Here is a 25,586-nt window from a genome sequence, read left to right on the forward strand (position 1 = left end):
TTGCGTTTATAGATCAGATTCTCTTTTAATGACAAAAGCTGGGCAAAAATTACATTTTATTGCTACAGTAGAAGCAGCTCGATGTTTTATCGTTGGTATTAATTAACACTGCCCACAAACAGAACAATAATAGGACGAGTTTTCTACGTATGATCAGTGATGTCGGTGCGCGTATGTTGGTCTTGCGCAAATTAAATGGATGGTCCCAACGGCAATTGGCAAAGCGCGCAGGCGTTCCTCACAGTGCAATTTCAATGATTGAGCACGGCCAGGTGAGCCCCTCTGTAAACTCCCTTAAAAAAGTCCTTGATGGGGTCCCTATCTCGCTGGCGGATTTCTTTGCGCTTGACCTCAATATGCAAATTCGCGTTTTTTACAAAGAGAAAGATATCGAAGAAGAAGGAATAGGCTCGATGGTGCGAGCGGCTATTCAGTCTAAAGGTGAAGAACCCGTTGAGCTTGTTCGCGAAACCTATCCGGCTGGATCTGATACAGGTGATGAGCTACTCGTTGATAGCGGCGAAATGATGGGTTATGTGGTCAGCGGAGAAATTGAAGTGACTATCGGTGGTGAAGTGGACAAGCTCAAACCTGGCGACGGCTTTTATTTTGAGCGTCGCCGTCCGCACCGTTTCCGAAACCTTGGAGAAAATCCGGCAGAGCTAATCGCTGCGCTCTTGCCACCTAAGGCCAAGCAGCCGTATATTGGCTAGTGAGTCAGATATGGCTGGTCAGAGACTGATGATTTCTGACTGCTTGTCCTGCTTGCAATTCAACTCAAAACTTCTATATTGCCGCTTGGTGTGAACGATTCGCTGTTTTTTGGTCGAAATGGCAATCATTCTCATCTTCGAAGTGCGGTAGCTCAATAAACTTTTCCAGAGCTTGGCTGCCATAAGATGAGCCAAAACATCATTAGTGATTGATATAGACCTTAATGCTTCCGTAGCGAAGCTTAAACAAGCGGCTGGCTAGCCAACCGCGCCCCACCAACCAACAGTATGAGGCCAACAATGATCTACTCGGGTAATGCAATTACCGTTGAGCTGCTGGATAACCAAATTGCCGAATTGAAGTTCGACTTGCAAAACGAATCGGTTAACAAATTTAGCAGTAGTGTCGTTAAAGAATTAAGTGAAGCGATAACCGCGTTAGAAAACGATTCTTCCGCTCGTGGAGTAATCATCACTAGTGCCAAAGATGTCTTCATCGTCGGCGCCGATATCACCGAGTTTGGCGGCGTGTTTGAAGCGGGTGGTGACGCGATTGCCGCCATGTTGTCTGAAAACAATACCAACAATAATCGTATTGAAGACTTGAAAATACCTGTAGTGGCAGCGATTAATGTTTTTGCTTTGGGTGGCGGGTTTGAATTGGCATTGGCATGTGACTACCGAGTAGCGAGCTCGGTAGCTCAGGTAGGCTTTCCTGAAACTCAGCTGGGTATTCTGCCTGGGTGGGGTGGTACTGTGCGTTTCCCTCGCCTAGTGGGTGTCGACACTGCCGTTGAATGGATTGCCGCAGGTCAAAATAAAAAAGCCGACGCCGCGCTCAAGGTGGGTGCCGTTGATGGTGTGGTTGCGCCTGAACTTTTACGAGATGCCGCGCTAAATACGTTACGTTTGTGTATAGACGGCAAGCTCGACTACCACGCTCGTCGCAAGCAAAAAACATCTCCGCTACCCATCAATATGATGGAAACGATGATGGCGTTTGAAACGGCGAAAGCATTCGTTGGATCGACGGCGGGTAAGAATTATCCGGCACCGCTTGCTGCGGTGAGTACTATGCAACAAGCAGCGACTCTCGATCGTGAGGGAGCTTTAGCCGCTGAGACAAAAACCTTCGTCAAGCTTGCGCAAACGAGTGAAGCGCGGGCACTTGTTAACATCTTCCTGAACGATCAGTTACTCGGAAAAGAAGCCAAAACATGGGCGAAAAAGTCCGACAAAAAAGTTGAGCGTGCAGCCGTATTGGGTGCGGGGATTATGGGCGGCGGTATTGCATACCAATCAGCGCTCCGTGGTACGCCTATTTTAATGAAGGATATCAACCAAGCTGGTTTAGATTTAGGCTTATCAGAAGCTGCGAAACTATTGACCAAGCGGGTCGACCGAGGTCGCATGACGCCCGCGAAAATGGCCGGCGTGTTAAACAATATTGACCCAACGCTCGACTATGGTGGATTCCAAGACATTGATATCGTGGTAGAAGCGGTCGTCGAAAACCCTAAAGTTAAACACGCAGTTTTGAAAGAAGTTGAGGGCAAGGTAACTGAAGATACTGTCCTTGCTTCGAATACGTCAACAATCTCTATTGATTATCTTTCTGAGCCACTGGCGAGACCAGAAAACTTTTGCGGTATGCACTTTTTCAACCCTGTCCACGCAATGCCCCTGGTTGAAGTCATTCGTGGTTCAAAAACATCTGACACGGCGATAGCCCGAACCGTTGCTTATGCATCGGCGATGGGCAAAAAACCCGTTGTAGTAAAAGACTGCCCTGGGTTTTTAGTAAACCGCGTGTTATTCCCTTATTTCGCAGGCTTTTCGATGCTATTACGTGATGGCGCTGACTTCCAAAAAGTCGACAAAGTCATGGAGAAGTGGGGCTGGCCAATGGGACCCGCGTATTTGCTGGATGTTGTTGGCATGGATACCGCTGTTCATGCTGGTGGTGTGATGGCTGACGGTTTCCCTGAGCGCATGGCGCGAACGTTTAAAGATTCCATTGAGGTGCTTTTCGAAGCCGATCGCCTAGGCCAGAAAAATGGCAAAGGTTTTTATAAATACGAAACCGATAAGCGTGGCAAACCCAAAAAAGCCTTCGACCCTGAGGTGCTTGAATTAATTAAGCCGCATGTTGCTGAGGCGAAAGATTTCAGTGAGGAAGAAATTATCGAGCGCATGATGACACCCATGGTCACTGAATTAGCGCGTTGCGTTGACGAAGGCATTGTGGCTTCGCATGGTGAAGCGGACATGGCATTGATCTATGGCGTAGGCTTCCCTCCGTTCCGCGGCGGCCTTTTCGCATGGCTGGATTCCATTGGTGCGAAAGCGGCGTTGGCAATGGCCGACAAGCACAAAGCGCTCGGTGGTGTTTATGAGGCGACCGAATCAATGAAGAAGTTGGCTGCCGACGAAGGTAAGTATTACCAGTAACGTTGAGCTAACACAGACGAAAAGAATTTAGAGGAGAATTACCGTGGGTTTAAATCCAAGAGATGCAGTGATCGTCGATTATGGTCGCAGTGCAATGGGTCGTTCTAAAAATGGGTGTTTCCGCAATGTACGTGGCGACACTATTTCGGCAGAGATTGTAAAAGCATTGTTAGCGCGAAACGAAGCGTTGAATCCCGAAGAAGTCGATGATTTTATTTGGGGGTGTGTACTACAAAGAGAAGAAAACGGTGGGAATGTTGGCCGAAATATTTGGTTGTTAGCAAATCTTCCTCATACTATTCCTGGGCAAACAGTGAACCGCTTGTGTGGTTCCTCAATGTCTGCAATTCATATTGCTGCGGCTAATATTCAGTGTGGTATGGGCGATACTTATGTGGTGGGTGGCGTAGAGCATCTAGGCCATCTGAGTATGATGGAAGGAATTGATCCTAACCCGATGATGGGTCGCTCTGTTGCTAAAGCGGCTGGTAGCATGGGAATGACAGCGGAATACTTAGCTATGTTGCACGGCATTAGTCGTGAGGATATGGATAAGTTTGCCGTTCGTTCACATGCGCTCGCACACCAGGCACGTGAAAGCGGCAAGTTTGACAACGAAATATTCGCGGTTGCTGGTCACGATGCAAATGGTTTCCCCATTATGGTTGAGCAGGACGAAACGATTCGCCCTGAAACCAATGTTGAAGATTTAGCAAAGTTAAAACCTGTTTTCGATCCCGTTAATGGCAAAGTGACTGCGGGTACGTCGTCCCAGTTATCAGATGGTGCTTCGGTGATGTTAGTGATGTCAGCGGAAAAAGCACAGTCGTTAGGCTTAACGCCTTTGGCGAAAATTATTTCAACCGGTGTGGCCGGTGTCGACCCATCCATCATGGGTTATGGTCCTGTTCCTGCAACCAAGCAAGCATTAAAGCGCATCAATATGAGCATTGATGATATGGAAGTGGTTGAATTAAATGAAGCCTTTGCCGCGCAAAGCTTACCTGTTTTGAAAGATCTAAAGTTGCTCGATAGTATGGAAGAGAAGGTCAACTTAAATGGTGGGGCAATAGCGCTGGGACATCCTTTGGGTTGTTCTGGTACTCGCATCACAGGATCGTTATTGACCGTCATGAAGGAAAAGGACGCGACCTTTGGTGTCTCGACTATGTGTGTGGGCCTGGGCCAGGGAATCACCACCATTGTTGAGCGCCTAAATTAACTAGCTCGACGCAATTAGCACGGCTTTCTTTTGGAAAAGAAGTGCTATCATAGCCGCCCCAGTGACTGCATGAGTGGTAACTGGGGCTTTTTCGTTTTAGCTAATTTGATTTTAGAGATCGCGTGATTCCGTTAATTCATCATCCGAGCCCGCAGGGACTATTGCATAAAGAGCTGGCAACGTTTGCGCAGACAACGCTTGAGCAAAAAATAGTTGCAGTTCGCTACGACTGGAGTCCGAACTATCTCAAGCGCGGCGAGACAGAGGTGCTGGTCGCGGTTTTTTGCCTTGTACGTCAAGGAAAGCAGGTGAGGATCGGTCTGGGAGTCTTCGCAGATCATCACGGTGTCCAGGAACTAACAAGCCTCACAGAGACAAGTAGCGCGTTGATATCCTGGCTAGCCGAGCGCCAAACGCCATTTTTTTGGTTGGATCAGCCAATAGAATTGCAGCCGATTCACATTCCCAAACCCTGGGGCCAAGAGATTTGGTTTACCGGTATTGAAGAACGAGGTCAGTCTCGCGTCACTGATGGACGATATTCCATTCCGTTACCGTGGCTACTTTCAGCCTGTGGTGAATGTTGTCTCGCAAAGCAGAGCAACAATGGAAAGAGTTTTGACGCAACGCCAATTTTGCTTAAAACATTAGACCCATTACCCGAACCGGTATTTGGTGACTTATATTTCGAACTGCACGAAGAGAAACGCGAAGTCTACGTGGTCACTCATATTGACCAGCAAGCTTGGCCCGGCGGTGAGGGTGGCATACGCTTTGGGTTCTCGGTAGAGAAGCGCGACGAGTTTCCTGACGATACTCATTTTAAAAAAGCCTATCTTGCCAGCGTAAAAAAATATCGAGTAATTAGAGAACAAATAGATGAACTCGTTGATGGTTTCAGGGTTGAAGAGGGGATAGGCGTCAATGAGCCTGTATCGGCTAATCAGTCCAAGCAGTGGTTGGCAAAATTGCCCGCAGAGCTGTTGAGAGAAGAGCAAGCCCTGCGCGAAGACATGGAGTCGTTTATCCATGTGCAGTCGTTACAGCTAGGTGATGTGGTCAAAGTGCCGACATTAACTCCTCACTCTTTAATGCACGGCGTGCGCACTATTGAGTTTCAAACCCCTGTTTATGAGCGCAAAATTTTATCCTTCGCCCAAAAAGTGCTTACGCAAAGTCACTGGGATACGGATGCCGCCATGCAGCTTGCGGACCTGTCACCGGCGACGATACCCGATCTAGCGCTCATCCACGAGAAAGATGGCTGTAGCATTGAGTCGGTTGTCGAGTTCCAAGACTTTTCTGTGGAGCGAATTTGTCTCCAACCTAGCGCTACGTTTAGTTTGCCCCTAGATCATTCCTATCGCTTACTCATAACTGTTAGCAGCGGCATCTGCATTGATGGTAGCCAGCGACCGTCCGAGCAAGCTGAATTGTTACCAGCTGGCACTGGTCCTCTTTTGATCAGTAACACTTCAGCAAGTGAAGCTGTTTTTCTACTCGCTAAGCCTCATTAAATATTTGCTCAATATTATTATTGAACCTCCAAAGTGACTGTGGCACAATCTCCACCCCTTCGTTCGGGCAAGTGCGTTTTTTGCGATATTAAAGCTTGTAAATCAACGAGTTACAGAGATTCGCAAAATAATCAATCAGAGCGCAATGTCGGAATTTAGAGATCATTTAGCGGTCGTGGTGGAATTGGTAGACACGCCAGATTTAGGTTCTGGTGCCGCAAGGTGTGAGAGTTCAAGTCTCTCCGACCGCACCATATTCAAATGCTCGGGTTTGATTCGCCCGAGATCAGAAAGCCCTTTGACTCACGAACTTGATTAAGAGGACAGCATGCAGGTTTCTGTAGAGACAACGTCAAACTTAGAGCGCCGGATCACAATCGGCGTACCAGCTGAACAAATCGACGGTGAAGTGGCTAAGCGCCTACAAGATACCGCAAAAAAAGCCCGAATTAATGGCTTCCGTGCTGGTAAGGTTCCTCTTAAAGTCGTCAAACAGCGCTTTGGTGAAGGTATTCGCCAAGAAGTTCTGGGCGAAGTGATTAATCGCACCTATTTTGAAGCGATTCAGCAAGAATCCTTAAACCCTGCTGGCATGCCAAACATCGATATCTCGAAAGATACCGAAGGCGAAGGCATTGAATACGTTGCTACGTTAGAAGTATATCCAGAATTTGAACTAACAGATTTTTCTGCGTTTGAAATCGCTAAGCCAGTCGCCACTGTTGAAGAAACGGATATCGATACAATGATCGAGAATCTGCGCAAACAGGCAGCAACCTATGAAACTGTTGAGCGCGCAGCCAAGACTGATGACCAGGTGATCATTGATTACGTGGGTACCAAAGAGGGCGAAGAGTTCGAAGGCGGCAAAGCGGATGGCCAAACCCTTGTACTGGGCTCAAATAGTATGATTCCAGGTTTTGAGGACGGCATTGTTGGCATGAAAGCCGGTGATGAAAAAGCTCTCGATCTTACGTTCCCAGAGGAATACCACGCTGAAGAATTAAAAGGTGCTGCAGTACAGTTCAAAATTTCACTTAAGGAAGTCAAAGAGCAGTCTTTGCCTGAACTTGATGAAGAGTTCTATAAAAAGTTTGGCGTAGAAGAGGGTGGTGCAGAAGCGTTTCGTGCTGAAGTAAAGAAAAATATGGAGCGCGAACTTAAAAATGCCATCAAGAATAAAGTCAAAACTCAAGTACTCGATGCATTAGCAGAAGCGCAAGCGGTCGATATTCCCGGTGCGTTAGTTGCGAATGAAGTTGAAAATATGCGCAAGCAAATGTTGCAGCAGTTTGGTGCCGCAGCGGAAAAATTGGATACCAAATCGCTACTTCCTGATTCGATGTTCGAAGAGCAAGCAAGCAAGCGCGTTAAGCTTGGCCTAATCATGGGAGAAATCATCAAAGTTCAAGAAATGACTGCTGATGAAGATAAGGTGAAAGAAGCAATTGATGAGCTAGCCTCCACCTATCATGATCCAGATGCGGTTATTCAATACTACTCGTCTAACCAAGAAGCGAAGTCCAGTATTGAGGCGATGGTTTTGGAAGAGCAGGCGGTTGAGCACGTGATGAATGTCGCAAAAGTGACAGAAGAAGCGAGCGATTACGAGACTCTTTCTGCCGAAGCAAATCAACAAGCGCAATAAGCAACACGCTCAATCTGAAAAACCGCCTATTTCTAGGCGGTTTTTTTATGTCTGCAATTTGTTCAATTTATTACCAAATTGATTTCTATCTCGCCTATTTTAATAAAAAATCCATTCAACCCCTGATCTCGGCTGGCATAACCGCTAGACTGGGTTTAAGCTCATGAGCTGAAGTAGCTTTTAAACTGCCGCGACAGGCTCTGCCTTCGCCAGTCTTCCCGTTATCTTTTCCGCAAGGATCAATTGAACTATGTCGATTATAAATGAGACCGGTTTGGTACCGGATGTATCAAATGTAACAATTCCATACGTTATCGAACAAAGCGCTCGAGGCGAGCGTGTCCAGGATATCTATTCTCGTTTGTTGAAGGAGCGTGTCATATTTTTGGTTGGCCAGGTGGAAGACTACATGGCTAACCTAGTCGTTGCTCAGATGCTATTTTTGGAAGCGGAAAACCCAGACAAAGATATCAGCCTGTACATTAATTCACCGGGGGGGTCTGTGACGGCTGGCCTTTCAATTTATGACACCATGCAGTTCATTAAACCTGATGTAAGCACTATCTGCATTGGCCAAGCATGTAGCATGGGGGCATTTTTGCTGACAGCAGGCGCTAAAGGTAAGCGGTATTGCTTATCTAATGCCCGCACCATGATTCACCAGCCTAGCGGCGGCGCACAGGGCCAGGCCAGCGATATTCATATCCATGCGCAAGAAATCTTGAAAATTCGCGAACGTCTCAACGAGATTATGGCAGAGCACACGGGCAAGTCTGTGAAACAGGTAGCTGTTGATACTGAGCGAGACAACTTTATGAGTGCTGAAGAGTCGAAGAAGTACGGTTTGATTGACGACGTGATCAGTCGTCGAATAACCCCGGCATAAAATCTGCTTATAATTTGTACTGTTGGTAATTGAGGGATAAAAGTGTCCTTTTTTCCCTCCTTTTACAATGTAAGCTGGTGGTTCACGGCTAAACTTGTTGAGAGAACGGCAAAAAGCTTTGGGAGGCGCTGATTACTCCCTGGCCGTTTTGCTTGAAGTCTGTCCGGACCCCATTGGTCAGGTGGACAAGATGACGCAAATGGCACTAAAAAGGGTGTCGTGGGACTTGAAATATCGCCCTAAACCTAGCATCTTTATGTGCCAGAGACTTAGTTTGACGGAGTGGTTTAATGACCGATCGTAGTAATGACAATGGAGACGACAACGGCAAGTTGCTGTATTGCTCCTTTTGCGGAAAAAGCCAGCACGAAGTGCGGAAGCTGATCGCAGGACCCTCCGTGTTCATCTGTGATGAGTGCGTTGACCTATGTAACGACATCATTCGGGAAGAGATCCAAGAAAGTGCTAGTGAAGGCGGTTCAGACAAATTGCCGACGCCGCATGAGATCTCTGAGATTCTGGACCAGTACGTCATTGGCCAGCGAAGCGCCAAGAAAGTACTTGCAGTGGCGGTATACAACCACTACAAGCGTCTGAGAATTGGTGACAAGCAGAAAGATAAAGAAGATGTTGAGCTAGGTAAGAGTAACATCCTCCTAGTTGGGCCAACCGGAAGCGGTAAAACACTACTGGCTGAGACATTGGCGCGACTGCTTAACGTACCCTTCACCATTGCTGATGCAACTACCCTCACGGAAGCCGGTTACGTGGGTGAGGATGTTGAAAATATCATCCAGAAGTTATTGCAGAAGTGCGATTACGATGTAGAGAAAGCACAGCAAGGTATTGTTTACATTGACGAAATTGACAAGATCTCTCGAAAATCTGATAACCCATCAATCACCCGCGACGTTTCGGGCGAGGGTGTGCAGCAGGCTCTATTAAAGCTCATCGAGGGTACTGTCGCTTCCGTTCCTCCTCAGGGTGGCCGTAAGCATCCTCAGCAAGAGTTCTTGCAAGTGGATACCTCTAATATCCTATTCATCTGTGGCGGTGCGTTTGCTGGTTTAGACAAAGTTATTCGTGATAGATCAGAGAAAGGCGGCATCGGTTTCAGCGCGGAAGTGAAGAGCAAAGCGGACGGTAAGAACGTAGGTGAAACGCTCCGTGATCTCGAGCCTGAAGATCTTGTTAGATATGGCTTGATCCCTGAATTTGTCGGTCGGTTACCGGTTATCGCGACATTGGAAGAACTTGATAAAGAAGCCCTGATTCAGATCCTCACTGAGCCTAAGAACTCGCTGACCAAGCAATATGGGAAGCTATTCAGTATGGAAGGTGTTGAAATAGACTTCCGTCCAGATGCGCTCGATGCTGTGGCGATGAAGGCGATGGAGCGTAAAACCGGTGCTCGAGGGTTGCGCTCTATCATGGAAAACGTTCTCCTAGATACGATGTATAAAATTCCATCGGAAAAAGACGTCGCTAAGGTGGTTGTTGATGAGTCTGTGATAAAAGGCGAATCAGAACCCTTGCTGGTCTATGAAAATGCCGAGTCCGGCAAGTCAGCTGCATCAGCCAAAGACAAAAACTAGCACACTTCGAGTAGGGCGGTTAAATTTTAACCGCCCTAATTGTTTCTGGGTAACTTAGATGCTTAGATAACCTAGTTACTCAGGTAGCCCAGGCGGTAAGATTAATTTTGGGGATTATCTCGCCCTGACTTGTAATTCCTTTTCTGTGCCCCCACTGTAAATTCATTGCAGCGAGCCCTTTGGGCCGCAGCCTCAGTGATAAAGAGGGAAAAATGACCGAACACTCAATAACAGACAGCTCCAACCAATATCCATTACTACCTCTTCGCGATGTAGTGGTTTATCCGCACATGGTTATTCCACTCTTCGTTGGGAGAGAGAAATCTATTGAAGCTTTAGAAACAGCGATGGCAACCGATAAGCAAGTTTTGCTTGTTGCTCAACGTAGCGCCTCGGAAGACGACCCCTCCGCTGATGATATCTACGAAGTCGGAACCATCTCCACAATTCTGCAACTCCTAAAGTTGCCTGACGGCACCGTTAAAGTCCTTGTCGAGGGCGGCACGCGTGCAAAGATACTATCAGTCGACACGGAGCAAAGTTATTTTCGTGCTGATGTCGAGTCTTTAGAAAGTGAGGTCATCCCATCTAAGGAAGCGGAGCTTCTGGTTCGGTCTGCGATGACTCAATTCGAACAGTATGTCAATTTGAGCAAGAAAGTTCCGGCTGAAGTCATGACGGCGCTGACTGGTATTGATGAGCCAGGTCGTTTGGCCGATACGGTTGCTGCAAATATGTCTCTGGAGCTTCCGCAAAAGCAAGAAATTTTGGAGATGATTGATGTTAGGGGGCGACTCGAGCATTTGCTGGGTTTGATGGAGTCTGAAATTGACCTGTTTCAAGTTGAGAAGCGAATTCGTGGACGCGTTAAAAAGCAGATGGAAAAGAGCCAACGCGAGTACTACCTCAACGAGCAAATGAAGGCTATCCAAAAGGAGTTGGGTGATTTAGGTGATGAACCCAATGAAGCCGAAGACCTTGATAACAAAATAAAAGAAGCGGGTATGCCAAAAGAGGCCGAAGAGAAAACCCGTGCTGAACTGAATAAATTAAAGATGATGTCGCCAATGTCAGCGGAGGCATCTGTCGTACGCGCCTACATCGATTGGATGGTGAATGTACCGTGGAAAAAACGTAGCAAGGTACGTCATGACCTTGGTCGTGCAGAAAAAATCCTTAACGAAGACCATTATGGTTTAGAAGAGGTGAAAGAGCGGATACTGGAATATTTGGCAGTACAGCAGCGGGTTAAAAAAATCAAAGGCCCTGTTTTGTGTTTGGTTGGCCCTCCCGGTGTTGGTAAAACCTCGTTAGGCGAGTCCATCGCTCGTGCCACGAATCGTAAATTTGTTCGTATGGCGCTCGGTGGTGTGCGAGATGAGGCAGAAATCCGAGGGCATCGTAGAACCTATATTGGTTCATTGCCTGGTAAGTTGATACAGAAAATGTCGAAAGCAGGGGTTAAAAACCCGCTGTTCCTTTTGGACGAAATTGACAAAATGGGAATGGACCACCGCGGTGATCCGGCGTCAGCGCTGCTGGAAGTGTTAGATCCCGAGCAAAACAACACGTTTAATGATCATTACCTTGAAGTTGACTACGATCTTTCTGATGTGATGTTTGTCTGTACTTCAAACTCAATGAATATCCCTGGTCCATTATTGGATCGTATGGAAGTTATTCGAATTCCTGGTTACACGGAAGACGAAAAGGTCAACATTGCAACTCGCTACTTGCTACCGAAGCAAATGAAGCGCAATGGTTTGAAAGAGCGTGAGATTCATGTCGAAGAAGCTGCAATTCGTGACATCATTCGCTACTACTCACGTGAAGCGGGAGTTCGTGGCCTAGACCGAGAAGTCGCAAAAATTTGCCGCAAAGTGGTAACTGCCAATGTAAAAGCCAATTCAAACGATACCATCAACGTGACGAGCGAATCCCTCGAAGAATATTTAGGAGTGCGGAAATTCGACTTTGGCAGAGCTGAGGAAGAAAACCAAGTGGGTCAAGTCACAGGCTTAGCATGGACACAAGTTGGTGGTGAGCTGTTAACTATTGAGTCATCGGCTGTGCGTGGTAAAGGACGAATTGTAAAAACGGGTTCCCTCGGAGACGTTATGCAAGAGTCCATCCAAGCGGCGCTAACGGTTGTGCGCTCCCGCTCCAAGGTATTGGGTATTCATCCCGACTTTTTAGACCGTCGAGATATTCACATCCATGTTCCCGAGGGTGCAACGCCAAAAGACGGCCCTAGTGCCGGGATTGCGATGTGTACGGCATTAGTATCGGTGTTAACTAATATACCTGTCAGAGCTGATGTAGCGATGACCGGAGAAATCACCTTACGCGGCGAAGTATTAAAAATCGGTGGTTTAAAAGAGAAATTGTTGGCTGCCCATCGGGGCGGAATTAAACGAGTCATTATTCCAGCCGACAACGAACCAGACTTAAAAGAGATTCCAGACAATATTACTGAGGCGATGGATATCCACCCGGTTAAGTGGATTGACCAGGTTCTTGAGCTTGCACTCGCGCATAAGCCAGAGCCATTCTCAGATGAAGAGTTTCAAGCGTTAGAAGCTAAGGCTGAGTCTTCTGAATCTGAAGGGAAGCCCGGAGCCATTCAAGCTCATTGATAACGAAAAGTGAAATCGTCGCGCAATTTCGCGCGGCGGGTGCATTGATAGTTGCAATAGCGGCTACGTGATTGTGATATCAAATTGGGGCGCTTTTGAGTAACGCTTCATCCACAAGGTCGAAACTTCGGGGGTAATCGGTTAAAAACCAATCAGATATTCATACTTATTGTGTATTTGAGTAATGTCTCCTTGACCCCCTATATTGCAGTTGGTATAAATCTCCATTCAGCGCTTGGGGTGGGCTATAAGCCAGATATTACGGGACTTATAGCCGCCGAAGACCGACAACAGATTTCCATTCAAATTTTCTGGATAAAGGTTCTAGAAAACAATAATAAGGGGTGTATAGAGTGAATAAATCAGAGCTAATTGAAGCGATCGCAGCGTCTGCTGATATTCCAAAAGCAGCGGCTGGACGCGCATTAGACGCAATGGTAGACACTGTTGCCGATGCTCTTAAGAAAGGTGACCAGGTTGTTTTAGTGGGCTTCGGCACGTTTAGTGTTAAAGACCGCGCAGCGCGCACCGGACGTAACCCGCAAACAGGTGAGCCAATTCAGATTGCAGCGGCGAAAATTCCTAGTTTCAAGGCGGGTAAAGCGCTTAAAGACGCAGTTAACTAAATTAACATTAAAAAGGTCTTTAGATTCCTAAAAGCAATTTGTGAACTTAAATTAGATAAGCGTTACTTGAGAGCTCACATAAGCGACTAGAGACACTATAAACATTAAGGCGCTTCTGAACGATGCGCCTTTTTTCATTGAAGCGATTCCGTTTAGATTTGAGCATAAGCTTAACGAGTTAGGTAAATTAAAATTATTTCCTAGCACGTTTTTGTGCCCAGCCGTGTTTGACATAGCAGGAAAGAAACACGTTGGGTAATAATTCGAGGTCAACATGTTACAAAGTTTGAGAGATAACCTTAAGGGTGCGGTTGCAGTAATCATCGTCGGATTGATGGTTGTGCCACTGGTATTGTTCGGTGTCGATTCGCTGTTCACCGGTAGTATTTCTCCGGGTGAGGTAGCAGAAGTTGAAGGCGAAAAAATTACAGAAATTGATTTACAGCGCGCGATAAGTGCCCGTCAAAATCAATTGCGTTCACAATTCGGAGATAATCTTCCAGAAGAATTTTTGTCGGACGATAATTTGCGCGAGCCAGTGTTGAACGAATTGATTCGTCGTAAAGTAATGGTTGTTGCGGCTAAAGATTCGGGATTTGCGGCGTCTACTGCGCGGATCAATGAATATATTTTGAGTGTTCCTGAGTTTCGCGTCGACGGTAAATTTGACGAGAATACATTCAGAAATTTACTGGCGCGTGTTGGCTATACTCCGATGAGCTACCGAAGTCAGCTCGAAGAAGATATTGTGCTGGGTCAGCAAGTGGCGGGGCTTACATCGAGCAGTTTTATAACAGACGCACAGCTTGAGCGTATGGTAGCGCTCTCGCAGCAATCTCGAAGCTTTCATTACCTAACCGTGCCACTAGCGCCGGTGCAAGCCTCTATCGAGATTAGTGATGAGGAGATCGGTGAATACTACGAGGCTAATAAAGCGGATTATCAGAACCCAGAACAAGTCGCGATTGAGTTTGTAGAGCTCAACTTGGCGCAACTGGAAGAGCAGATTGAGCTCTCAGAAGAGGACATTCGCGAGCAGTATGAGCAAGAGATATCGGCATTCGTTGCTGACTCAGAGCGTCGAGCGGCGCATATCTTAATCGAGGCAAAAGACGATGGTTCTGAGCAAGAAATTATCGCTGATGTCCAAAAGCGTCTTGCAGATGGTGAGGCGTTTGCCGATGTGGCTGAAGAGTTATCAGATGACTTTGGGTCGCGCGAAGATGGAGGTGATTTAGGTTTTACATCCGGTGATACATTCCCACAAGCATTCGAAGACGCCTTGGCAAGCCTACAGGTGGGAGAGGTATCGGCTCCAGTTGTGACTGATGCAGGTACTCACATTATCAAGTTACTTGAAGTCAGTGGTGCAGAACCACCCAGTTTTGAGGAAGATCGTGGTCGGATAGAGCGCGCTATGCGACGTGCGATGGCAGAAGACCGCTTCGTCGAGTTGCGCCGTCAATATGAAGATCTTACATACAACGTTGCTGAACTTGGCCCTGCCGCGAAAGAGTTGGGTTTGAGACTTCAGTTTGCGGGTCCCTTTAGCCGCAGTGGTGGCTTTGGCCTAGCATCAAACCCCAAAGTAATTGAAGCAGCCTTCGATGGTGATGCGCTCGATACCCGTCATTCAAGCGATGTCATTGAGGTGTCTTCCACTCACCTTGTAGTCCTGCGAGTGACGAATCATCATGAGCCGCGAGCGCTTGAACTTGATGAAGTGAAGAATTCGATTGTCGCTGACCTAAAGCGTAACAAGGCGATTGCAGAAATAGCGTCTGTTGCAGATGAACTGGTTTCTGAGATTCAATCAGGTAAAAGTGTTGAAGAAGTTGCGCAGGCCGATGAATACGAGTGGCAGATTGCTGAGAGTGCTCAGCGGAACGATCCGAAAGTTGGGCGTGATATTTTGCAACATGTATTTGCAATGGCTAAGCCCGCAGGCTCGGCGCTTGTCGAAAAAGTTGAACTTGCCTCAGGTGACTACGCAGTGGTAAGCCTCACCAGTGTGACAGACGGCAGTTTAGGAAATTTGAGTGATGCGGAAAAAGCTAATTTGAGTGACCGCTTGGCATCTAGCTGGGGGGAAGTGTCTTATTCTGCTTTCGAAGCTCATCAACAAGCTCAAGCTTCAATAGATCGTTAGGTTTACCAAAAAACTATTGCTGGAGGGTTATGGTTTGTTAACCTTCCAGCAGTTTCTTCCTGCATGCTTGGCTTCGTAAAGCGCTGAGTCGGCCGCCTCTATCCAGCCTCCTGGAGAGTTAATTTTTTCGTTCAGCTGTGAAATACCCAGGCTTATTGTGTAGGGTATTTGGGTTCCATCGTAGAATACTTCGAGGCTTTCGATATTAGCCCTCAATCGTTCGGCGAATATACCGGCACCATCTTCGTCGGCATTAATGAGAATGATCGCAAACTCTTCACCACCGTAACGACCGGCTATATCTACATCGCGTAAGTTATTGCGTAATGTTTCGGCGGTGCGGCGAATGACTTCATCCCCAGCTGGATGCCCATAGGTATCATTCACTTTCTTAAAATGATCAATGTCGAACATAACCAAGCAGCAATCACTTGGCTGTCTTTGGTTACGTTTAAACTCTTTTTCTAAGCATTCTTCCCACCAACCTCGATTGAATAATTGGGTCAAGCGGTCAGTTCGGCTGAGTTGCTCAAGCTGCGCGTTCGCATTGCGCATGCCTTCCTTGTTCACAGCGGTGTCTGTGACATCATATATTATTAAGCAAATATGATTTACGTCACCCTGAGTATCAATCAACGGCACGATGGTGCTGTTTTGATACATGTATTCTGCTACGCCCGTGATGGGTCGATAGTTTTTAAATTTGATGAGATATTGACGCTGTTCCCAAGTGGTAAAAGCTGCATTATGTAGTACAAACACCGATTCAGCTTTTCGTCGAAACCAATTTTCCGGTAGTTCGGGAAATAAGCTAAATAAACTTTTGCCCATTACGTCGGATGGCATTAATGCGCTGTGGTTCTGCATGAAGCTATTCCACAGCTCTATCTCAAAATCCTGATTTAATACCACCAAGCCAACGTCAATGCTTTGAAGCACGTCCATTAGCCAATGCAGTTCATCAAGGATGTTGATCTTCTCGGCCATAATTAATCCAATAAACAGGCGATCTTAGTGAGCAGTCTGTGAATAGAGTCTTCCGTCAATATAAGCAGTAGGTCGCAGTTGACATTGAAGTCTTCGATTCGGTAGTTTATTTCTACAACAAGTGCTTGCTTCCATAGTTTGTTGGTATTTTTTAAGAGTTCGTCAATACAAAGGTGTTGGCCCAGAAGCATTGGGGGGCCAAAACTGAACTCGACGTCTAATTGTTCTGCTAAGCCTTTTAAGCAGGCGCCGACCAGGACGTTGGCGGCATCCATTAATAGCTCGTGTTCAGTATGCTCATCTAATTCGGATTCATATTTAAACAGACTGGCTAAATCCTGAAAGCTGGCGTCATTAAAAATCAGCATACATTCGCCGGCTAATCCGCCTCCCAGAAATCCTTGGCAAACTCCAGAGACTGATTGAGGCCCTTGTAATGATTGCAAGGCCATTGCTATGTCAGACGGGCTGAGCAGCTCTACGTGGGGTATCGAGAGTACGACAAATTGATCTAATAACCGTGCTAGATGGTCTGCAGCTTGTCCCATCGCAACATTGGTTATTTCCTGAAGGCAGTCGCGCTCGTCAGCTGAGAGGTTTATTGTGTTTGCTGCATCCATTTAGGTTTTGGCTGTGTTTGTCTTGAGATTTAAGATCATTGGGGTACGATTTGATACCCAATGAGCTTAGGTGTGTTGGTTTCTTTTAAGCATAGCCAAAATGTGGGGAGTCAGCCTGTCTTTCCTCGGTTTGAGTACGAGCTCATCACACATTTAATTTCATCGGAGTGTTTGACAGTGCCGCGATTCAATCTATTACGTTTGCGCATGAAAGCGTTGGCCCTAGTTACCGCGATCTTTCTCGGTGCCTGTGGTGGGGAGCGACAAGGTGACGATTCGTTGTCGAATCAATTAAGCGCAAATGGAAATAAGCAGTGCCTTGCTCAGTTAGAAAAAATAGAAACCTCCTTAGCAAGGTTAATGCCTTCTGAGCCTTTCAACAGGGCCAGTGCCGAGCTCGGGCGCGAAACGCTATCAATAATCGATTCTAGTCTTAGGGCGTTAGCGGAAGTCGAAGCCTCTCAGCAATTGCGATATTTACAAGCTGATCTACAAGGCCGTGCGGAGATAGACCGCTGTTTACTTACCATCGCCCGTTTTCGATATAGCAAACTACATTCACCTGAAGTCTACGGCGTTATTAGTCATGTTGATGTCAGTCCTTTTGATACGGCTACTCAACATATGGTTAATAAATGGCTACAAGATATGCGTCATACCGGCGTGAATTTACCTAGAGATCAATTTGAAGTAGCGTCTGGGTTACGCGTCGGGTATGAACTCAATCGGATCAGGCGCCAGTTGCAAGCCCGATCAAAGTCATCAGGTGAAGATAAAGTTTATTTAGAGAACATAATGCAAGGATTGGGCAAGCTCGCAAGTCAGTTAGGCTATCCAACGCCGCTAGCTATGGCGAGAGAGTTGACTAGCATGCCTGCACCAGGCGCGCTGGAGGTATTTTTAGGGCACGCAAGTGGGGAGATTGACCAGTACATCGAACACCAACGCCCACAACTCAGTAGCAATATTCTCGCTGAAGATGTGGAGGATGACCTACACCAGCTTTCACAGTTACCGTTAAACAATGTGTTGGCGCTATCAGCCAGTCATCCAATTCGCCGCTGGGGTGTAAGCGAGTGGCAATTGGCTATACATCAAGCGCTAACGTCTGCTCTCGGCCTGGAACTAATCCCTTTGGCATCGCACGAAGATGTGGGTGTTGGGCATGGTTATGAAATATTTTATCAAGGTAAGGCGCTTGGCCGCGTGATATTTCATACTGTTAAGAACGGTGATGACGATGTTTCCCCTCCGCTTTTGATTGCCTCGGGCTATCCAAGCTATTCCGACCTAGGGCCAGAAGCCGCTAGTCGCGATGCAATGTATCATCTCTATATTTCGGAGCCGTCGTTAGATAAAGATTTTTCTGTAGCGCACTGGAAAGGGTTAACTGCTGCATACGGAAAATTAGTTCATGTCCTAATGGTTAACCAAACGTGGTGGTCGAATGGCAGTGATGGTCTCGATTCAGGATTGATGGTAATTAGTACCAACTGGTTTAATTGGCAGCTTTCAAGTTATGACTTTCTACAGTTTGGTATAGCGCGACAAATTAAGAAACAAGAAGATCTAACAGAAAGCTTTCAGTCTTTGCAACGTGTGATGGCTTTGTTAAATGCTCAATCCGCGCAAGATCAGATGCGAAGTGCGCGCAAGATAATTGAGCTTTATGGAAACTACAGTTCGCTAAACCCGATTGGTAGCCAGGAGTTACCTCAAGTAAACCCCGACTGCGATGGTCTTTGTATCGCAAATGTTTTAGGTTTTTTTGTGGCGAATCAATTAATTGGGTATTCAACAATTGATTCTGAGCTTTTAGAGGGCGAAGTCGTTGCGGGAAATTCGCTGAGTCAAGCAAGAAAAAGGATTAATAAAATATTCTCTGACTACAGGCTGCACCTCATGCAACCTGGTGGATCGCGCCACGCAATGGATATTATTGTTGCTTTGCCGCAGGTCGATTTGCAGGGAGCGTTAATTCTACCTTAGTCGAGATTAACGCGTACTGGGGTAAAGGGGAGGGAGGTCATTGTGTGACGTACTTTCGCTATTCTTTCTCTTTCTTTCTGCCCGTTTTGCGGCTGTTAGTGCCGTCCATAAGGCAGTGCCGTCCCAGTCTGAATCGTTATTGTTTGAATACAATGTCTTGTCGAGAAGATCCAGCTGATAATTTAGTTTTTCATCGTCAAATTGCAATTTAATATTCTCTAGGCTTGGCTGCTGAGCTAAATGCCAATGACACCGTGCCCATTGGCATAGTGCGTGTCGTGCTTGGTTTGCCTGGTTATCAGCGCAAGATTTTCGCAGCTCATTGAAGAGCTGCTTCTCATTAACCGCTTCAGGAACTGCGGTTTCATCATCATGAAGCGGATTATGTGCAGAGCGTGTGCGGGCGTTGAGCCAAGCGATAAAAAATACAGCGGCAAGCACGGCGAATAGTGCATTGCTTATCCATAAATGCAAAGGTGTTGCGCCGAACCCGTCACCCGAAATTTCGGAATTAATTTGCTCTACATTGCTGTTGTCGGCACCCGGCTGAGTGGAGAGCGCGGGTGAAGCAAGATTGGTCGCCATTGGGTTGTTCACCGGCGCTGGAGCAACCTGAATGGTTTGAGAGGGTAAAGTGGCTACTTCTTGTCTGCCAGTGGTGGTATTCCACCATGTGATGTCGATCGCAGGTAGAGTGATGTTACCTGAACGAGTAGGCACGATAGCCAGGCTTTCATGGCGAGAGCCGACAATACCGCTGGAAGATTTTTGTTCATCCAGTTGCGGCTGGTCACTGTATATTTTTATATCGTCCAGCATTGGTTCGTCAAAAGGCGGTAGCTGCGCGGCGGAAAGACCTTCGGCAATAATCGATATGCGACGGGTCAAAGGCTCCCCGACGACAAAGCGTTTTGGGTCGCTGCTCCAATGCTGTTCTAGTCTTACATTTTTTGCAGGTAGCCAGATGTTGCCAGTGTAATTATCAGGTTTACTTTCCACGGCTACCTTTGTTGGTAAACTTTTTATCCGCCGTAGAGTGCCTCGTGATGCTCTAAAAGGGTCGTTTCGCCAGCGATTGTTTACTACCAACGCATTCCAAGCGAGCTCAGGAATCGTTAATTCACCACTTTGTTGCGGGTAAACCGCATAGACCATTTCGACGACTTTATATAGCCTTCCGTTGATATTCTTGCGATACGACACTTCGCTGACGTGTTCAACTGTTGCACCATCGATGACTAAATCTTTTTCTACTGTTATTTCTCTTAAATCAACGGCGGTATGGAGTCGAACAGTGACTAAAAGTTGTTCTTGAACATATACCGCTTCTTTTTCAGTTGCGACAGTAGCAAAAATATCTCGCGATTCATTGTTGGTTGCTGTGAGTTGATTGACAGTAATTTCAATCGCATCGGTATAACTACCTGAAAAACTGAAGCTGGGAATAAGCAGTTTGCCATGACGTTTAGGTGACAACGAAATAGTCCATTCGGTCCAGGCTTCTGTACGGCCGTTGAGGCTTCGAAACTGATTACTACGTTGCTGATTGAGAATGTCGAAATCCTCTTCGAGCAGTGTTAAATCGGGTCCACCGTAACCAATTTGCTCGTTGATATGTAAAGTCAGCAATAGAGATTCATCTTCAGTAATGACTGTTCGATCGACTTCCGCAGAAAAATCTGCTGCGAAAGAAGGCAAACTTATTATGATAAGTAAAAACAGGTTTAAACACACCAACAGTGGTCTAAGTGTTGTAAATTTAAAGTACTTTGTGTTCATCGAAGTCATCATATTTGATGGTTTTACAATATAGTTAATTATTGAGTTACCAGCGTTCATAGGCCTGGTTCTCCGGCGGTTGCCACTCGCCTGTGCGATACTGTTGTCGCAACTGTCTGTGCTGGTACTCGAATTTGCGTCGTAGTAACCCGCTTGGATCATCAGGGATCTGGCGCAGCCATTGTTCCAAAGCTTGTTGTTTTTCGCTGTCGCCTTGTTGGCTTGTGAGTTCTTGTGCAACTAGCGATTGTTCTTCGTTTTTCTGCGAATCATTTTCACCTGTATTAAGTGCCGCTGTCGATTCATTCTCTTCTTCAGGCTCCGACGAATCTGAGTTGTTTATTTGTTGTTTCTCGTTATCTGACAGCGCTTGTCGGGTCGGGTCGTCGGCAGCGAGTTGTTGCGCAGCTTCTTCGTCGATTTCTCCACTACTGTTGCTGGATTGCGATTCGGCGGATTTATCAGCTAGCTCCGTGTTTTCTCTCGTGCTCTCCGGATTTTGATTGTCATTTTGCTGGCCGTTCTCGCCGGATTTCTTGCTGGATTGATCGGCTTGTCCGTTGTCCGAGTTTTCTTGCCCGTCTTTTGGCGAGCTAGAATTTCCATCTTGCTGTTGCTCGCCATTTTGATCGCTCTGCTGATTTTGGTCATCTGAGGATGAATTCTGCTGCGACTGATTTTTTAACGACCGAGCAAGCTCTAAGTTTGCTTTAGCATCTTGATGCTTGGGGTCTTTATCTAAGGCTGTTTGATATGCCTCTATAGCATCATCAATCGCACCTTGTTTTAATAGGGCATTGCCAAGGTTGTAATAATCTAATACTGACTTGCCTTCTGCGAATGTTTTCGCGGCTGCTGCGTAATCGCCACTTTTGTACTGTGCGCTACCGCGCCATTGGCGGCTCTCAAATTTTTCAGCCGCTGTTTGCGGGTCGCCAGACTCAAAAGCGGCGTGCGCTTGTTGGTCATCGGTTGCCCATAGATCTTGCCACTCAAAGGCGTTGCTGGGCTGTGGAAAGATAAATGCCACTGCAGCAATCGACAGGACCCAGCCCCTTCGGAAGGTAAACAATGCAAAAGGAACAAGCAATATCGCCAGCCAGTGGCCTTGGTCTTGCCACACATCGAATTCCCGATTCACTTGTTGGCTTTCTGATAGAGCTGCTTGCTGCCGTTGTATTTCTTCCAGACTGTCAAGGTCGCGAGTGTCTGTAGTGAGCGGTGAATAGCTACCCCCAACTGAGCGTGCTAAATCAGAGAGCCCGCTGCTATTGAGCTTGGCGATCACAATATTACCTTGTCGGTCTTTGGTGAAGCCCCCGTTTCCTGTTGGAATTGGGGCACCATCATCACTGCCGACGCCAATGACAGACAATGTATGTGGCGATCCAATGATTAGTTTTTTAACTTCATTCATCGCCTCTTTTGCAATGCCATCGGTAAATAATAGAATTTGCCCACGATGAATTCCTGCGTCGGCGAGTAGAGTTTGAGCTTTTTCAATGGCCATCTCTACGTTACTGCCTGTCAATGGGAGTACATCGGGTGACAAAGCAGGCACTAAATTGCTAATGGTGTCGTTGTCGTCAGTGAGTGGACTAACTACATGTGCCTCTCCGGCGTATGCGACAAGTGCTGTCATCCCTTCATTGCGCTGATTCAGAAAATCAAGAATTTTATAACGCGTTCGTACTAAGCGAGACGGCTTTAAGTCTTCGGCTACCATTGATGGAGAAAGGTCCATCACAATAACGACCGCAGCGGTTGAGCGATGAATTGGTTGAGGTAATTTTTGCCACGTAGGGCCAGCTAATGCGGCGGCTGCTAACACCCACGCGACAAGAAGCGCAATCAACGGCCATCGTTGACGTTGTTGATTACTGGACTCGAGGAGGTGTTGTAATAAATCCTGAGGAATGAGCTTACTCCACTGGGTTTGTTTACTGTGGCGTGTCCACAGCGCCCACCAAAGTGCCAATAACGGTAGAAGGCTAAGCAACCAAAGTGGCCGAATGAAATGAAATTCAGTCATTGGTTCGGGCCTCCGCTTTTAAACTAACGTCGATTGGGCGCGATTGACGAGTGTTGTTGGGCGTACTGCGATTTAAACCGATGGGCCAGCGTTTAGCGAATGCAAGCGCAATACTTAGCGCTAGCGCAATGGTCAAGGGCCAATAAAACAAGGCAGTGGTTGGGCGAAACGTTTCCGCCTCCTGTTCAATAGGTTCTAAGATATCGAGTTTGGCATAAATCTCTTGCAGTTCGGTGATGTCTTTTGCTCGGAAATATTCGCCTCCGGTGATTTCAGCAATTTGCTGCAGCGTTTTTTCGTCGAGGTCGGCAGAAGGGTTCATGCGTCGTGCGCCCAAGTCGCTACCAAAGATGCCTGGCACCACGAGTTCATCGGCACCTACGCCAATGGTATAAATTTTTACTTGCGTTTGTTTAGCTAACTCGGCGGCTTGAATAGGGTTCACTTCACCGGCGGTATTTGCTCCGTCGGTGAGTAGAATAAGTACGCGAGAATTTTCTGGGCGATTAAGTAATCGTTTTGTGGCTAAGCCAATCGCATCGCCTATGGCTGTTTTTTCTCCGGCAAAACCTAAGCGCGCTTCGAGTAACAATGTCTGAACAGTGTTTCTGTCGAATGTCAGAGGAGCCTGCAAGTAGGCGTTTGTGCCAAACAAAATTAAACCAAGGCGATCTGTTTGTCGACGCTCGACGAATTCACTGACGACTGCTTTTACTGCCGTAAGGCGATCGACGCGGTCATTGCCGATAACCATATCGGCAGTTTTCATACTACCGGATATATCGACCGCTAAGAGTAGGTCTCGTCCGCTGCTAGGTAGAGATACCGGTTCACCAAACCAGCGAGGTCCAGCAGCTGCGGCGAGAATACAAACCCATAGGCAACCGATTGCAATTGAGTAGAGTCGGGGAGAAGAATTAGAGGTTGAGCTCTCTATATGTTGATTGCTGAGTAAGCGATAAAAAGGTACACGGAGTGCTGTCTCGGTTTGTGGCGCTCGAGGTGCTAGCCAAATTACTATTGGAAGCGGCAGTAGCCACCAAAGCCATGGTAGATCAAACTCAAGCATGGTGACGTAACTCTCGAGTAGCGTGTTGGGTGGTTGCGGCCACCATCGATGAGTCATTTGGGATGAAAGAAATATTTGCATCCGAAAAAATGCGCAGTATGATGGATGTTGGCACTTTGTTGCGGTGATTGATAATCCACATTTTAACGCACTGGTGTAGTGGTTTTAGATCCTGATTGATGGATTCTTGATAGGGTAGTGTGGCTATGGCTTGACCCGCACCGTTACTAAATTCACTGTTCGAACGATCATCGCAAGCATCGAGAAAGCGCAGCCAACATTTTCCGGAGAGTGACTGTATGGGGTAGTGTGGGTAAGCCGTTATTGCAGTCCGTCTAAGTATGCGGGTTAGTTCAGCCAGATGCTGCCTTGCATCGCCACTAGCCTGATATTGATGCCACGAGACGTCGAGTAATGACAACGCTTGTTGGCGGTAGTGATTACCCCCTCGTCGCTTGTTGAGAAAAAACACTATTACGCCTACCGCAGCAATTATTATAACCGCCAATACGATCCACCAACCGAGTGCTATTGGCCATAAACCAATCTCGGGTGGTAGGTGGATGTCTCGCAGCTGCGCTAGCGGGTCGTTACTATTCATTCAGATTATTCAGATTCGTTATTGTCTTGACGTGGTGATTAGCTTAGTTGTTTATCAAACCGTTCTATTTTCTAAATATTTGTCTCAATTGCTGTAGTTCGTCATCTGCGGTCGAGAACATAGCGTGGTTTATCCGCAATGGACCGGTAATATGTTTAAGTGTATTGATGACGTTGTCGAATTGGGCCTGTAGCGAGTCGTTCAGATGTTTATCGTCACCTTTAATTTGAGCCCGTCGGTTGCCGTCGCTGACCGTGAAAAATCCAGGCGTATCAATACGACGTTCTAACGGGTCGAATACTTGGAATAATGTCACTTCGCAATGTCTCGCTAACAAATACAGCTGCTTGCTAATATCATTCTTTGTCTCCGTCAGGAGGTCTTGAAAGTCGCTAATGATATAGACAGCGGTGCCTGGCTTGGCCAATCGTCGTGTGTCTTCTAATAGCTGTGACAAAGAAATAGATTGATCACCAGTATTTTTATCGGGTGACTTCAGTTGATGATTAAACTGATTAATGACTTTGACCAGCTCGAGTACAGCATGTTTGCTTTTTTGGGGTCTTACGTCTTGGTGGTGGGTATCGCCAAATACCAAGCCTCCGACTCGGTCACTGTGTTGTAATGATGCCCAAGCGATTAAAACGCCAATGTGTGCAGCTAACACTGATTTGAAACAACGTTGGCTGCCAAAAAATAAACTCGAACGCTGATCGAATACAATCAATGTTGGGCGCTCGCGCTCTTCTCGAAACAATTTTGTATGCGGGACTTGTGTGCGTGCGGTGACACGCCAATCTATGGTTCGAATATCATCGCCGGGTTGGTAGACACGAACCTCTTCAAACTCCATTCCGCGACCACGAAAACGTGTTCGAGTGCTACCTGCTTGTGTCGCGAGGCTAGGTTTCAATGGCCAGAGTTTTAGATCAGCAGCAACATGTCGTAACGTTAATAACGTCTCAAGATCCGTGAAGGCGCCTTTCGCTAATAGCGCTGTCTTTAGCGCGCTTGTCTCCGCCGCTGAGTTTTTTGATCTTAATGCCTGTGCGGGATTCACCACTGG

18 protein-coding genes and 1 tRNA gene are annotated in these 25,586 nt (G+C 46.8%); 12 read left to right on the top strand and 7 right to left on the bottom strand.

Annotated elements, in window-relative coordinates:
- Positions 1-149 precede the first annotated feature (149 nt).
- The 11 genes from ACZ5NB_RS07200 to ACZ5NB_RS07250 all read left to right on the top strand — a co-directional run bounded on the left by ACZ5NB_RS07200 (position 150) and on the right by ACZ5NB_RS07250 (position 15,443).
- Entirely contained in the window at positions 150-713 is a 564-nt protein-coding gene (locus ACZ5NB_RS07200; RefSeq protein WP_464107895.1) for a cupin domain-containing protein, read from the top strand.
- Between the two features lie 300 nt (positions 714-1,013).
- Positions 1,014-3,164: a fatty acid oxidation complex subunit alpha FadB gene (fadB, locus tag ACZ5NB_RS07205; protein ID WP_464107896.1), complete on the top strand. Its 2,151-nt coding sequence runs from the start codon at positions 1,014-1,016 to the stop codon at positions 3,162-3,164.
- A 43-nt stretch (positions 3,165-3,207) separates the two neighbouring features.
- Positions 3,208-4,386, top strand: coding sequence for an acetyl-CoA C-acyltransferase FadA (gene fadA / locus ACZ5NB_RS07210; RefSeq protein ID WP_464107897.1), 1,179 nt, complete (start codon positions 3,208-3,210; stop codon positions 4,384-4,386).
- 122 nt (positions 4,387-4,508) lie between these two features.
- Positions 4,509-5,903 (top strand): hypothetical protein, encoded by a 1,395-nt coding sequence (locus tag ACZ5NB_RS07215; protein WP_464107898.1) that lies wholly within the window; start codon positions 4,509-4,511, stop codon positions 5,901-5,903.
- Positions 5,904-6,072: 169 nt separating this feature from the next.
- Positions 6,073-6,157: transfer RNA gene (locus ACZ5NB_RS07220), tRNA-Leu, on the top strand.
- A 74-nt stretch (positions 6,158-6,231) separates the two neighbouring features.
- The gene (gene tig / locus ACZ5NB_RS07225) at positions 6,232-7,551 is read left to right on the top strand and encodes a trigger factor (protein WP_464107899.1); all 1,320 of its coding nucleotides are present in this window, start codon (positions 6,232-6,234) and stop codon (positions 7,549-7,551) included.
- A 250-nt stretch (positions 7,552-7,801) separates the two neighbouring features.
- The gene (gene clpP / locus ACZ5NB_RS07230) at positions 7,802-8,437 is read left to right on the top strand and encodes an ATP-dependent Clp endopeptidase proteolytic subunit ClpP (RefSeq protein WP_460232360.1); all 636 of its coding nucleotides are present in this window, start codon (positions 7,802-7,804) and stop codon (positions 8,435-8,437) included.
- A gap of 290 nt (positions 8,438-8,727) precedes the next feature.
- Positions 8,728-10,032, top strand: coding sequence for an ATP-dependent Clp protease ATP-binding subunit ClpX (gene clpX, locus ACZ5NB_RS07235; RefSeq protein ID WP_460232361.1), 1,305 nt, complete (start codon positions 8,728-8,730; stop codon positions 10,030-10,032).
- Between the two features lie 212 nt (positions 10,033-10,244).
- Complete coding sequence (lon, locus tag ACZ5NB_RS07240) at positions 10,245-12,668, top strand: endopeptidase La (RefSeq protein WP_464107900.1); 2,424 nt, start codon at positions 10,245-10,247, stop codon at positions 12,666-12,668.
- A gap of 353 nt (positions 12,669-13,021) precedes the next feature.
- On the top strand, positions 13,022-13,294 hold the full coding sequence (locus ACZ5NB_RS07245; protein WP_460232363.1) for an HU family DNA-binding protein: 273 nt from the start codon (positions 13,022-13,024) through the stop codon (positions 13,292-13,294).
- 274 nt (positions 13,295-13,568) lie between these two features.
- Complete coding sequence (locus tag ACZ5NB_RS07250) at positions 13,569-15,443, top strand: SurA N-terminal domain-containing protein (RefSeq protein ID WP_464107901.1); 1,875 nt, start codon at positions 13,569-13,571, stop codon at positions 15,441-15,443.
- A 27-nt stretch (positions 15,444-15,470) separates the two neighbouring features.
- Here the strand turns inward: ACZ5NB_RS07250 and ACZ5NB_RS07255 are convergent, their stop codons facing one another.
- The gene (locus ACZ5NB_RS07255) at positions 15,471-16,430 is read right to left on the bottom strand and encodes a GGDEF domain-containing protein (RefSeq protein ID WP_460232365.1); all 960 of its coding nucleotides are present in this window, start codon (positions 16,428-16,430) and stop codon (positions 15,471-15,473) included.
- A gap of 2 nt (positions 16,431-16,432) precedes the next feature.
- Entirely contained in the window at positions 16,433-17,050 is a 618-nt protein-coding gene (locus ACZ5NB_RS07260) for a histidine kinase (RefSeq protein ID WP_460232366.1), read from the bottom strand.
- Positions 17,051-17,227: 177 nt separating this feature from the next.
- Between ACZ5NB_RS07260 and ACZ5NB_RS07265 the strand changes: the two genes are divergently transcribed.
- Positions 17,228-19,039, top strand: a complete 1,812-nt coding sequence (locus tag ACZ5NB_RS07265; protein WP_460232367.1) for a hypothetical protein — start codon at positions 17,228-17,230, stop codon at positions 19,037-19,039.
- A gap of 6 nt (positions 19,040-19,045) precedes the next feature.
- On the opposite strand, the gene ACZ5NB_RS07270 is transcribed toward ACZ5NB_RS07265, so the two are convergent.
- From ACZ5NB_RS07270 to ACZ5NB_RS07290, 5 genes are all read right to left on the bottom strand, one after another.
- Positions 19,046-20,878, bottom strand: a complete 1,833-nt coding sequence (locus ACZ5NB_RS07270; protein ID WP_460232368.1) for a BatD family protein — start codon at positions 20,876-20,878, stop codon at positions 19,046-19,048.
- Entirely contained in the window at positions 20,865-22,850 is a 1,986-nt protein-coding gene (locus ACZ5NB_RS07275) for a VWA domain-containing protein (protein WP_460232369.1), read from the bottom strand. Before ACZ5NB_RS07275 ends, ACZ5NB_RS07270 begins: the two co-directional genes overlap by 14 nt.
- The gene (locus ACZ5NB_RS07280) at positions 22,843-23,919 is read right to left on the bottom strand and encodes a vWA domain-containing protein (protein WP_460232370.1); all 1,077 of its coding nucleotides are present in this window, start codon (positions 23,917-23,919) and stop codon (positions 22,843-22,845) included. The genes ACZ5NB_RS07275 and ACZ5NB_RS07280 overlap by 8 nt, the downstream gene beginning before the upstream one ends.
- A complete protein-coding gene (locus tag ACZ5NB_RS07285; RefSeq protein ID WP_460232371.1) occupies positions 23,912-24,520 on the bottom strand; it encodes a DUF4381 domain-containing protein in 609 nt (202 codons plus the stop codon). Before ACZ5NB_RS07285 ends, ACZ5NB_RS07280 begins: the two co-directional genes overlap by 8 nt.
- Positions 24,521-24,584: 64 nt before the next feature.
- A complete protein-coding gene (locus tag ACZ5NB_RS07290) occupies positions 24,585-25,583 on the bottom strand; it encodes a DUF58 domain-containing protein (protein WP_460232372.1) in 999 nt (332 codons plus the stop codon).
- Between the last annotated feature and the right edge of the window lie 3 nt (positions 25,584-25,586).

The sequence above is a fragment of the Aurantivibrio plasticivorans genome (genome assembly GCF_055392955.1).